Here is a 12,348-nt window from a genome sequence, read left to right on the forward strand (position 1 = left end):
AACGGGAGTGCCGTAGCTTCTCAAAGCGTGTGGCGAGGGAACCGGATCGCGGCCGCGATACTGCTGACGCTCGCGCCGATGGCGATCGTGCTCGGTGCGACGACGGCGGCCGGGCATTTCCAGACCACCGGCCACCCACTCGACGCGGCCGGGTACGGCTGGCTGGCCGGGGCCGCCCTCCCGCTGCTGCTCGTCCGCCGGTTCCCGTTGCCCGTGTTCGTCGTCGTGTACGGCGCGGTCCTCGCCTACTACTGGTCGGACTATCCGAACGGCCCGGCGCTGCTGCTGCCGACGGTCGCCCTGTTCGTGCTGACCCGGCGGCGTGGACCGCTGGTCGCGGGCATCGCCGGGATCGCGGTCCTGCTGGTCGCCGGCGGGATCTATCTGGCCGCAGGTGGCACGGTCGCGATGGACGCGAGCGCGGCCCTGGTCGTGGCGTGGCTCGCCGCGGTCATCGGCATCGGGACGGCCTCGCGGAACCGGTACGCGGCGATCCGCGCCGCGCGCGAGCGGGCCGCGGAGCAGCAGTACCGGATGGCCGAGAGCGAGCGGTTGCGGATCGCCCGCGAGGTGCACGACGTGGTCGCGCACAGCCTCGCGATGATCAACGTGCAGGCCGGGGTCGCCGCCCACGTCGCGGACCGGCGGCCCGAGCAGGCGGTCGAGGCGTTACGCGCGATCAAGGAAGCGAGCGCGTCGGCGCTGGCCGATCTGCGGGCGACGGTCGCCGTACTGCGATCCGGGCAGGGCCTCGGGCCCGCGCCGAGCCTGCGCCAGCTCGAAGAGCTCGTCGAACGTGCGCGAGCCGCGGGGCTGACTGTCCGGGTGCACGGATCGGCGGGCGAGCTGCCCGCGCCGGTCGACGGCGCCGCGTACCGGATCCTCCAGGAGTCGCTGACGAACGTCGTGCGGCACGCACGCGAACCCTCCGAAGTGGATATTTCGTTCGAAAGATCGGATGGGAGGCTGTCCGTGCGGATCCGGGACAACGGGCGCGAGGCCGTGGCGCCCGAACCGGGGAACGGCCTGCGTGGCATGTGTGAACGCGCCGCGGCGCTGGGCGGCCAGGTGCGGGCCGAGCCGGTGAATGGTGGTTTCGAAGTCCGGGCAGAGCTGCCGTTGAAGGAGCGACGATGACGATCCGTGTGGTGCTGGCCGACGACCAGGCGCTCGTGCGGGCGGGCTTCCGGGTGCTGCTGGAGACCGAGGACGGGTTCGAGGTCTGCGGCGAGGCGAACGACGGCGCCGAGGCGGTCGAGCTGGCGCGGCGGCACCGGCCGGACGTGGTCGTCATGGACATCCGCATGCCCGGGGTCGACGGGCTCGAAGCGACCCGCCGGATCACCGCCGACGAGGAGCTCGCGGCGGTGAAGGTGCTGGTGCTCACGACGTTCGACGTCGACGAGTACGTCTACGACGCGCTGCGTGCCGGGGCCAGCGGGTTCCTGCTGAAGGACACCGACCCGGTCGAACTGCTGCGGGCGCTGCGCGTCATCGCCGACGGGGAGTCCCTGCTGGCGCCGACCGTCACCCGGCGGCTGATCGCCGAGTTCGTCGGGCGCCCGGAGAACCGGCGCGTGGACGCCCGTGCGGTCGGGCAGATCACCGATCGCGAACGTGAGGTGCTGGCGCTCGTCGCCGGCGGTCTGTCCAACGACGAGATCGCGGAGCATCTGGTGATCTCGACGGCCACCGCCCGCACGCACGTCAGCCGCATCATGACCAAGGTCGGCGCGCGCGACCGCGCCCAGCTCGTCGTGCTCGCCTACGAATCCGGCCTCGTCACGCCTGGTCGCTGACTACTTACCCGGCGAGCGCAACCGGGCGACCAGCCGCACCAGGAACACGACGGCCACGGCGACGAGAATCACGATCTGAACCCACATCTGGCCCCCTTCCGACCCCGATGCTCACCCAGAAGGCGCATCGGGTGGGGAGGAGGTTGTGCGACACGGTGAATCTCACCTATTGGGCGTACTGCGCTGATCGTTACCAAGCCGACCGGCAGCCACGGCGATCGGCGAAACGTAGGTCGGCTACCGGTAGGTCAGTTCGGCCTACTTCTGGTCGGCTTGGTAAGCATGGTGCCGAGGCGCGGCATGACGTCCCTGCGCCACCCGGCGGACCGGCCGCATGATCGCCGTTTCCTCGGTTGCGTTGGGCCGTGGCTGGGGTTTCGGCGGCGCGGCACGCGGGGGCCTCGGCCGCGGCCGGGGCGGGACAGGCGGCAGTTCGATGGTGATCTCCGCGCTGACCGGGATCGGCTCCGGCTTCGGCTGCGAGCCGTGCGACAGGCGGCGTGCCAGTGTGTGGCTCGGCCGCTCGACGTAGCGGTAGCTCAGTTCGACCACGCCGAATACCGCGGCGATCGCGAGCACCAGCGCGATCGGGAGCGGGATCGCGGGGCGCATCAGGTCCAGCAGGACGAACGCGACCAGCGAATGCAGCAGGTAGATCGAGTAGCTCCGCTCCGACAGCGCCGTCCAGCCCCGGCGCTGCCTCAGCTTCGGCTCGGCGAACATGCCCAGCAGGAAGCACAGCACCGCGAAGGCCAGCGACAGGTTGTACGAACTGTCGATGCGGCCCACGTTGATGACGTCGCCGAGCACGTAGAGCGCCCACGCGGTACCGATGAAGATCCCGCCGGCCCACAGCGGGATCTTCTTGGCGGTGGCGGCCCAGATGATCTGCCCGATCAGCGGGATCGCCAGGTAGGACACGTTCACCGCGAACAGGAAATACGATGCGGAGAACTGCCGCGCGCTCATCAGCACCACGAAGACGAAGGTCAGTTCGACCGCGATGGTGAGCCACACCGACCGGCGCAGCAGCGGCAGCACGGCCAGCAGCACCAGGTAGAACAGCACTTCGACGATCATCGACCAGGCGACCGGGATCAGCACCACCTGCGGCACGATCAGGTAGTTCACCAGCAGGCTGTTGGTCAGCACCGTCAGCGGGTTCAGCGTCTGCGGCTGGCCCGTCGACGGAGGGTGCAGGTGCACGAGAATCACGACCGTGGTCAGCAGGACCACGAACACGATCGGCACGTACACCCGGATCAGCCGGTTGGCGGAGAACCGCCGGATGCCCTGCCGCAGCGCGATCGGGGTCACTACGAAGCCGCTGACCAGGAAGAAGAACGGCACCGCGACCTCGCCGATGCCCTGCTTGGCCATATGCATCGGGTTGCTGGTCAGCGCCTCGAGAAAGCTGATGTACGGCGCGTGCTCGCCCTTGGTCTCGACCCACTCGTGCGCGATATGGCTGTAGAACACGAGCAGCGCGCCCACGGCGCGGCCGATGTCGATGAAGACGATCCGGGTCTTCTTCGGTGCCTGCTTCTCCGCCGGTTTCGAGGGCGTGGACTCGGCCAGTGCCCTCACCCCCAGCTCGTTCGTGGCTTTCTACCCCTCAAGGAGTGTAACCATGAACCGGTGGGTGGTTTTCGTGCTCGGTGAATCAGGCGTTGGGTGATTCCCGTGGATCGAGCCAGAGTGTGAGGAATTCCTTCTCGTTCGCCCGTGCCGCCGCGATCAGTTCGGGGTCGCCGCGAAGGCGCTCGACCGGCCCTTTCTCACCCACCTCGATCAGCCGGTAGCCCAGCTCGCGGTACCCGGCGAGCACCGCGGCGGGATCGTCGCCGAGCTCCTCGATGGCACTGGGGCAGAATTCGCACACGACGTGCGGCCGGTCCCGGCGCAGGACGCCCGCGAGCCCGGCGAGCGCACGGTGATCACGGCCCTGCAGGTCCACCTTGACCAGCGTGACCGGCTGAGCGCCGACCTCGGGCAGGTCGTCGAGCCGCAGCGCGCGGACCTCGATGCCCGGCCCTTCGGCGCTGACCCGGTTGTCCCCGCTGTTGCCCGGCGAAGCCTGCGCCAGCCGGACCGTCGTCTCGGTGTCCCACGCCGCGGATTCCACGACGGTGACCAGTTCCGCGGTCTCGGCCGGGAGGTTGACCCGCAGGTTCCGCCGCAGGTACTCCGCGTTGACCGGATGCGCCTCGACGGCGATCGCACCGGTCACTTCGGGACACGAGCGCAGTAGGCGCAGCGTGTGGTAGCCGACGTGCGCGCCGATGTCGAGGATCGCGCCGGACCGGCCGGCGGCCAGGCGCGCCATCAGCTCGGCCTCGCTGTCCTCCCAGGACCGGTTGAACACGATCCACGGGAGCATGACCTCGTCGACCGGCATCAGCAGCGCGCCGACGTCACACGGCACGACGTCCGCGTCGCGCGGCACCGGGGCGTGCGCCATGCGGGCGGCGTCGCGGATCGCGACGAGGTCGATCGATACTCGCTGCAGCGCTTCTTCGTCGTTGTCGAGGCGCTTGTCGCGGGCCTCGAACATATGGTGCGTCGCGGCTGTCGCTGCCTGAAGCTCGGCGGTGAACCCGTCCGCCAGCTTCGCCACGTCGGCTTCCATGTTGTGCAGCGCCAGATCGGTTTCCGGCAGCTGGGCCCGCAGCGCGGCCAGCGAGGACTCGACCGCATTCAGCCGCCTGTCCACCACGCCCTTCACCGACTCGATCCGCTCGCTGACCCGGCGGCCGGTCTCGGCCGCGCGCCGCGCGTCGTCGAGCCGCGCCTCGATCGACTCCAGCCGGGCGAGCAGCCGCTGCGCGGTGTCCTCGGTGCCGCTGAGCAGGGCGCCCATCACCCGCCGCTGGTGCACGTCGTAATGGTCGATCGCGCGGAGTACGGCCTTGCGCATCGCCGGCGCCAGCGGGACGCGGGAGGCCGCGTCGGGTTCGGGCCGCCAGCGCAGCGCTTCGCTCGCCTGCCGGACCGGAGTAAGCGGATGTTCCGGCGCCGGGGCGACGTGGCGGGCCTGCCAGAGCCGGTACGCCGTCTCGAGTTCCGCGCGGATCCACTCGGCGGCCGTGTCCATCGACCGGGTCCGCAGGATGTGCTCGCGCGCCTGCCTGCCGCGCCGGCCCGCTTCGGCCGGATCGTCGGCGACCTGCCGCATGGCCGCCGCGGCGGCGTCGAGATCCGGTTCCGCCCAGCTCGACTCCGCCTCGTACGGCCCGCAGCCCTTGCCGACCTTGACCAGCTCGTACGGGATCGGCCAGCCGGTGTGCTCGTCGAGGAACTCCGTGGTGCTCGAATAATCCGTCGAGATGACCGGCATCGCGCGAGCCATCGCCTCGGCGACGGTGAGCCCGAAGCCCTCGCTGCGGTGCAGCGAAACGTAGCAGGAGCTGTCCTCGTACAGTTGGTGCAGCTCGTCGAGGCTCAGATAGTGCTCGATCAGCTCGATCCGGCCGTCCCCGGCGACCGCGGCGCGCAGGCGCTCGGCCTCGAGCGGATGCGACCTGCCGTTGATCGTCTTGATGGTCAGGCGCACGTCTTCCCGGCCGGGGAAGGCCTTCTGGAACGCCGCGACCGCGCCCCACGGGTTCTTCCGCTGCGCGACGCTGTTGAAGTCGAACGCGAAGAGGAACCGCACCGGATCACCCGGTGTACGCTCCGGCCGCGCGGGCTCACCCGGATCGCGGACCGGCACCGGGATCGTCTTGACCGGGATCGGGGCGTGTTTCGCGAACGCCGTCCGGCAGAAGTCGCTGACCGTCCACACCTCGTCGAGCAGCCCGAAGGCCTCGTGCATCCAGCCGGGAAAGTCCTCCAGCTCCCAGGCCCACAGCCCGATCCGGTACCGGTCGTGCCCGACCTCCCGGTGGGCGCCCAACAGCGGGCGGGTCATGTCCGCGTTGACGGCGAGCACGCTGATCGGGAACCGCGGTTCGCCCAGCGTCGCCGGACGCTCGACGCCGGTGCGGTTGAACACCGAACGCTCTTCGAGCACCGAGGCCATCGGGACACCGGCCGACTCGATCGCGTCGTGCACGATCCGGCCCATCTCGCCGACCCCGAGCTCGGCGGTCAGGTAGCCGAGCAGGTTGACGCCGAACTCGTCGCCGGGCGGGCGCGGCACGGGCGGGTGTTCCGGCACGGCCCAGCCGGCGAGCTCGCCCTCGCTGATCCCGGAGGTCAGGCACCAGGCGCGGAAGGCCTCCGCGTCGCCGCCCGTCGGGTCGGGAAAGGCGGTGCGCAGATCGGCACGCGCCGACCAGACCGCGAGCGCCATCCGGTTGAGCCCGGCGGCCGCCTGCGCCTCGTTGCCCGGCTCCGCGAGCCACTCCCGCAGCGCCTCACCGCCGTCCGTGCCGTACGCGTGCGGCGGCAGGCTCTTCTTCTTGCGTTCCGCCTTGATCCACGCCTCGCGGAACGCGCGGCGCGCGAGCCGGGGCAGCGGCAAACCGTCACCGAAGGCGAGGAACCCGTACGGCACGGCTTCGAGCGTCTCGGCGTACCCGGCGGCACGCAGGGCGGCGCCGTACTCGTCGCACAGCTCGCGCAGGTCAGGGTTCTCCGACAGCATGACCCGCGGTTTGCGGATGCAGTACATGGTCAGCAGCCACGGCTGCTCCGGCCGGTAGCCGCTGAAGTGGAAGAACCGGAGGCCGGCGCCGCCGGCGGTGAGCCGACCGTCGTCCGCACGCCGCAGGGGCCGCTCGTGCAGGTTCCAGTAGGCGACGTTGAACCCCGGATCACGGAGCACGTGATGACCGAACAGCGCGGGCACGTTGTCCACCCACCGCTGGTCGGTGAACAGTTGCCGCTCCGGTGCGACGATCGCGTCGTGGCGGAGGCGTTCGGCCCAGAAGTCGAGGAACTCGCCGGAGCCGGGGCCGACCCCGATGAAGCCGAGGTTGAAGATCCCGGAGCCCATGATGCCGGCCTCGTCCGGCTCGCAGCCGTCGCGCGGCAGCGGCGAAAGCACGTGCGGGGTGAGGACGATGCTGTGCGCCACCGCCAGTTCGGCGACCTCGGGCATCGGGGCGAACACCTGGATGTCGGGGTCGAGGTAGATCGCCACGTCGTACTCGCGGCGCAGTTCGCGCAGCAGGTACGGCTTGACCGACGTGGCCAGTTCGGTGACCGAGTAGGCGGTCGCCATCCGGAGGTAGTCGTCCTCCGCGATGCCGAAGGCCTCCCAGCCCACGACGCGGAATCCCTCCTGCGCCGCCGGTTCGTCATGCGCGTCGATGACGGCGATCACGAAGTCGTTGCCGGGGTGATGCGCCAGGTACGACCGGGCCAGCACCTTCGCCGCGGGCAGGTAGTTGCGTGCGACGATCGTGCACGCGGTGACTCGCCGGTCAGCCATTGGCGGGCAGGGCCTTCAGCTGCGAGTTCAGGATCGAGGTGAAATCGGCCTGCGCGGCCTGCGCGTCCTGGTTGTTGACCTCGATGCGGACCACCACGTTGTCGTGCGCGTAGTGCGCGCGGACCTGGGCCGGGTTGCCGTTCTTGCTGTCGATGGCCGAGGCGTACACGTTGTCGGGCACGTTCGAGTAGCGGGCGGCGCCGTTGCGGATCTGGATCTGCAGCAGGTCACTGGCCGCCCGGCCGGCGCTCTGCGGATCGCTCACCTGCGTGATGATCATCAGCAGGCGGCTGCCGTCGGCGAGCTGGCGGGCGACGAACTTCGTGTCCCCGGCACCCGCGGACGTGTAGACCGACGCCTCCGCCGAGGTCAGATAGTGCAGGTTGGGGATCTGCGAGAAGTTCTTGATCTGGTCGAAGTTCTGGGCCGTGCCCGGCAGGTCGGGGGCCACCGCGAGCGGGTCCGGCGGCGCGGTCGGGGACGGCGGAGGGGCCTGCGAGGTCTGCGCCTGGCCGCCGTCGGCCGACGTGCTGCTGCTCTTGCCCCACAGGAAGTACGCGCCGACCGCGATCCCGGCCAGCACCACGACGGCCGCGATGATCGCCCCGATCTTCGCGCCGTTGCCCTTCTTGGGCTTGTTGTCGAAGGACTCCGGGCCCTGCTGGACCCAGCCGGCTTCGCCACCGCCCGGGCTCAGCGGCGGCAGGTCACCGCCACCCCACGGCGGGCTCTGGTCGGTCTCCGGCGCGTGCCACGGCGCCTGCGGGAAACCGCCGGGCGGCGAGGAAGGAGTGGCCTGCGGGAAGCCGCCCGCGGGCGAGGCGGGACCGGCCTGCGGGAAGCCACCGGGCGGGGAGTAGGGCACCTGCGGTTGCTGGGGCGGCGCCACGTACTCGGTGCGACCCGGGTCCGCGGGTTGTTGCGGCTGTTGCTGCTGCCACTGCTGCGACACCGCTTGTGTGCGTTCGGCGCTGTTGTCCTGGGTCGGGGAAGGCGAGGGCGTGCCGGAAGGCGGGCTGATCGGCGCGATTACCTGGGTCGAGTCCGCGTTGCTCTCCGGCTGGCTTGGCTCCGAGTCGGGCTGCCCGACCGCGGACGACAGCACCTGGTCACGTCGTACCCGGTAGTCATCCGCGGAGAGTCGGCCGGACGCAAGCTCCTCGTCCAGCTTGCGCAGCTCCTCCTGCCAAGACACCAGGGGCCCCCTATCTGTCGGCGCATCGCCATGACCCGAGTGGATAGCGACCTTGCACATTGTGCACGGTTACGGCCCTGCGCGGCCTCGCGGGTCGTATTGTTATCTGCCAACCGCTACCTGGTGTTTCACGTCGCCGGGAAAGCGCCCGTGACCTGCGTCCGGATCTGTTCGAGGCGGGTGCGCAGCTGCGCCGGATCGCCGGTCGGCGACTGCGAAACGCCCATCCCGACAGCCAGCGTGCTCGAGGGGTACCACAAGGCGCCGACCCGGCCCTGCGCGTTGCTGCCCGTGTACATCAGATCGGCGCCGGCCGGCCCGAGCGGTGTGGCCACGAAACCGGTGCCGGCAAGGTTCTCGCGCAGCGCGTCGGCGAGTTTGGTGGCTTGGGCGGCCGACGACGCCGGGACCACGAGGAGCATCGCGCCGTTCGGGCTGTTCGCCGGATCGGAGGACGCGCGGTAGATGATCTCGCTCGCGCCCGCCGCCCGCATCAGGTCGGCGTCGGCCTGGGTGACCAGGTGGAGTTCGAGGGCCTTGTCGATGGACAAGGTCGCGTTCTCGGGGTTCGCGGCGCCGGGCAACGTCGGCAGCTTCGCCTCGGCGCGCTCGATGGCGTCGGACGGGCTCAGCGTCTGCGCCGGGCCGGTGACCGCCGAACCCGGTGCGTCCGGCTCGTTCCGCGAGCTGAAGAACAACGTCGCGCCGATGATCATGGCCAGCACCAGTACCACCCCGAGCGCGAGGATCGCCCAGGTCGGCTTGCGGCCGGTACGGCGTACCGGGTGGGTGGGCAACGGCGGGACCTGCCGCCGGGACCGCGGCGGCGTCAGGTCGGGCAGGGGGCCCAGGGCGCGCGTGACGATCGTCGGTGCTTCGTGGATCGTCGGGTAGCGCATCGACTCGGTGGCGCGTTCGTCGGCCGGGCTGGGTGCGGTCGTCTGCCGGTCGGTCGCGAGGAGCGCGGCGGAGCGGCTCACCGGCGGTTCGTCCACCGGGACGGGCTCGGTCGTGGCCGCCACGGGTGACGACGCGAAACCCCCGGAAGCGGCGGCGAGCAGCTCCTCGCGCTGCTTGCGATGCTCGCGCAGGCTGATCTCACCGCCGGCCAGCTGCACGTCCAGGCGGCGAAGATCTTCCTGCCAGGTCATGACGGCTCCTCGGGTCTCACGTCCGGCCCGGTCCTTACGTTAGCGCTATCGGGTGAGGCTTGGGCGGTCACCACAGGGTCAGCGGGCCGGTGGGGAGCGGCTCGAGCTGGGGCAGGCGGGCGCGCACCTCGTCGTGGAAGCGGCGGGCGAGCACCAGCGCGTGCGCGTTGTCCGGGGTGTGGACGAAAACCGTGGGAGAGCGGCCTTCGCGCAGCCAGCCGACGACGGTGTCGAGCCAGTGGTGCCAGCCCTCGACCGTCCGCGCGTCGTCGTCGCGCCCGATGTACCGGACGACAGGGTGCGCGCCGAGTGCTTGGGAGCGGCGAGGCAAGCGCGGCTTCTTCTGCCACGCCTCCTCTTCCGCGGGGCTGTTAGGCGCCGCATCGAACAGAACGGTGGTGTCGAACAGGACCCACTCGGCGCCGGCATCGCCGAGCACTCGCTCCAGCCGGCCCGGCTCGGCGAAGAACGCGGGATGCCGCACCTCCACGGCCGTCCGGTACTCGCGCGGCATCCGCCGCAGGAACGCGGCGAGCGCACCGAGATCGGGCGGGCCGAACGACGCCGGCAGCTGAACCCACAGCGCGTGCGCCCGCGCGCCGAGGGGTTCGATCGTGTCCAGGAAGCTCCGGACGAGCCCGGCGACGTCGCTCAGCCGGCGTTCGTGGGTGATCGTCTTCGGCAGTTTGAGCAGGAACCGGAAGTCCGGCGACGTCTGCCGCGCCCACGACGCCACCGTGCTCGCGGCCGGTGTCGCGTAGAAGGTCGTGTTGCCCTCGACCGCATTGCACCAGTCCGCGTATGAGCGCAACCCGTCGTGCACCGGCCAGGCCGGGTGGGTCCACATCGCGCAGCCGACGTGCATCTTCACGGCCGGGACGCTACTCACCCTCGTCCAGGTACGCCGCCGCTTGGAGGGTGAACAGGTCCGCGTAGTCGCCGCCGAGACGCATCAGTTCCTCGTGCGTGCCCTGTTCGGCGAGCTTGCCGTGGTCGAGCAGCACGATCTTCTCCGCCTGCCGGACCGTGGAGAACCGGTGCGAGATGTACAGCGTGGTCCGGCCCGAGGCCAGCGCGCGCAGGCGCGAGAACAGTTCGTGCTCCGCCTGGGCGTCCAGCGCCGAGGTCGGTTCGTCCAGGATCAGGATGGGCGCGTCCCGCATGAAGGCCCGCGCCAGCGCCACCTTCTGCCATTCGCCACCGGACAGGCTCACGCCCTGGTCGAACCAGCGCCCGAGCGGGCTGTCGTACCCCTTCGGCAGCCGTTCGATCCGCTCGGCCGCCCCCGCGCGATGAGCCGAGGCGGCGATCCGCTCGCGATCGTCCAGATCGGACAGCTGGCCGAGGCCGATGTTCTCCGCGGCCGTGCCCTGGTAGGTCACGTAGTCCTGGAACATCGCGCTGATCCGCGCCCGCAACTCGTCCGGGTCGAACTCCCTGACGTCCACGCCGTCGAGCAGGATCCGCCCGCCCGTCGGGTCGTACAGCCGGCACAGCAGCTTGATCAGGGTCGACTTCCCGGCGCCGTTGCGGCCGACGACGGCCACCGTCTCGCCCGGCCGGATCTCGAAGTTCACGCTGTCCAGCGCGGGCTCGTCGGCCCCGGGATAGGAGAACGAGACGTCCTGGAACTGGATATGCCCGCGCACCTTCTCCGGGAGCGGCCGCGGCTGCGCGGGAGCGGTGATCGCCGGCCGGGTGCCGAGGAACTGGTACAGCGTGTCGAGATAGAGATTGTTCTCGTACATCCCGGAAAACCCGGTGAACAGGCCCTGCACGGAGGTCTGCACCGCGGTCGCGGCGCTCGTGTACAGCGCGAGGTCGCCGATGGTCAGCCGGCCGTGCACCGCCTCGAGCGCGATGTACAGCGCGATCCCGGACCCGGCCGCCGTCGACAGGAAGCTCCACGCCGTCCCGACCAGGTTCCGCTTCGTGGTCAGCTTGCGTTCGCGGGCGTAGTAGGTCTGGCCGAGCCGCAGGAACCGGTCGGTCAGGTAGTTCCCGAGCCCGAAGAGCTTGGTCTCCTTCGCGTAGGTGTCGGTCGTGACCAGCGAGGACAGGTAGTCCATCCGCCGCCGGATCGGGGAGATGTACAGCGCCAGCATGAAGGCCCGCGAGCCGTATTTCGACTGCGAGATGAACGCGGGGATGGGCGCCAGCAACGCGATCAGCGCGAGCAGCGGGCTCACCGCGATCAGCAGTGCGACCATGCTCGCGAAGGTGATGCCCGTGCGCACCAGGCTCAGCGCCGAGGTCAGCATGGAAACCGGGCGCGCGGGCGCCTCCTGCGAGGCCTGCCGCAGCAGGTCGTAGGACTCGGAACCCTCGAAGAACGCGAGATCCAGCTTCGCCGCGTGCGACATCACCTGATGCCGGATGGACAGCGTCATCCGCTCCTGCAACAGGTTCTGCGCCACGTTCGTGATCGCGGTGGTGATCGCGGTCGCGGTGAACAGTGCCAGCTGGAAGCCGGTGATCTCGACGATCCGGCCGATCGACCCGCGCCCCTGAACCGCCGCGACGACGGAGTCCAGCAGCAGCTTCGCGACGTACGCGGTGATCGTCGGCGTCAACCCGCTGGCCACTGTGGACAGTACGATGAGGACGGTCATGACCGGGCTGGCCTGCCAGGTCAGCCGGAGCACCTTCGGCAGCCCGCGCACCGTGCCGCCGGCCGAGGTGCGCAACCGGTGCAGCCGGGCTCGCAGGTCCTTCGGCTCGCCGGACGGCGTCGGGTCGGGGATCTCGATGGGGCCGGTCAACCCGCTGTCCGGCACGGTGCTGCTCGCCTGCCGCAGCCGCCGTCTCAGCCCCATCGGCTGCCCG

The 12,348-nt window shown here is 70.5% G+C and carries 8 protein-coding genes; 2 read left to right on the forward strand and 6 right to left on the reverse strand.

Features of this window, described 5'->3' with window-relative positions; translation table 11 throughout:
- Positions 1 to 78 precede the first annotated feature (78 nt).
- The gene (locus tag FG385_RS09735) at positions 79 to 1,137 is read left to right on the forward strand and encodes a sensor histidine kinase (protein ID WP_139096438.1); all 1,059 of its coding nucleotides are present in this window, start codon (positions 79 to 81) and stop codon (positions 1,135 to 1,137) included.
- Positions 1,134 to 1,799 (forward strand): response regulator, encoded by a 666-nt coding sequence (locus FG385_RS09740; protein WP_139096312.1) that lies wholly within the window; start codon positions 1,134 to 1,136, stop codon positions 1,797 to 1,799. The genes FG385_RS09735 and FG385_RS09740 overlap by 4 nt, the downstream gene beginning before the upstream one ends.
- A 258-nt stretch (positions 1,800 to 2,057) precedes the next feature.
- On the opposite strand, the gene FG385_RS09745 is transcribed toward FG385_RS09740, so the two are convergent.
- The 6 genes from FG385_RS09745 to FG385_RS09770 form a co-directional block, all read right to left on the reverse strand.
- Positions 2,058 to 3,386: an acyltransferase family protein gene (locus FG385_RS09745; RefSeq protein WP_139096313.1), complete on the reverse strand. Its 1,329-nt coding sequence runs from the start codon at positions 3,384 to 3,386 to the stop codon at positions 2,058 to 2,060.
- 76 nt (positions 3,387 to 3,462) lie between these two features.
- Positions 3,463 to 7,176 (reverse strand): FkbM family methyltransferase, encoded by a 3,714-nt coding sequence (locus tag FG385_RS09750; RefSeq protein WP_139096314.1) that lies wholly within the window; start codon positions 7,174 to 7,176, stop codon positions 3,463 to 3,465.
- Positions 7,169 to 8,371 (reverse strand): flagellar basal body-associated FliL family protein, encoded by a 1,203-nt coding sequence (locus FG385_RS09755; RefSeq protein ID WP_139096315.1) that lies wholly within the window; start codon positions 8,369 to 8,371, stop codon positions 7,169 to 7,171. Before FG385_RS09755 ends, FG385_RS09750 begins: the two co-directional genes overlap by 8 nt.
- Before the next feature lie 128 nt (positions 8,372 to 8,499).
- Complete coding sequence (locus FG385_RS09760; protein WP_139096316.1) at positions 8,500 to 9,522, reverse strand: hypothetical protein; 1,023 nt, start codon at positions 9,520 to 9,522, stop codon at positions 8,500 to 8,502.
- A 67-nt stretch (positions 9,523 to 9,589) separates the two neighbouring features.
- Complete coding sequence (locus FG385_RS09765) at positions 9,590 to 10,369, reverse strand: DUF72 domain-containing protein (protein ID WP_407645481.1); 780 nt, start codon at positions 10,367 to 10,369, stop codon at positions 9,590 to 9,592.
- A gap of 34 nt (positions 10,370 to 10,403) precedes the next feature.
- Positions 10,404 to 12,338 (reverse strand): ABC transporter ATP-binding protein, encoded by a 1,935-nt coding sequence (locus tag FG385_RS09770; protein WP_235022479.1) that lies wholly within the window; start codon positions 12,336 to 12,338, stop codon positions 10,404 to 10,406.
- Between the last annotated feature and the right edge of the window lie 10 nt (positions 12,339 to 12,348).

The organism is Amycolatopsis alkalitolerans (assembly GCF_006152065.1).
GTDB classification, from domain to species: domain Bacteria; phylum Actinomycetota; class Actinomycetes; order Mycobacteriales; family Pseudonocardiaceae; genus Amycolatopsis_E; species Amycolatopsis_E alkalitolerans.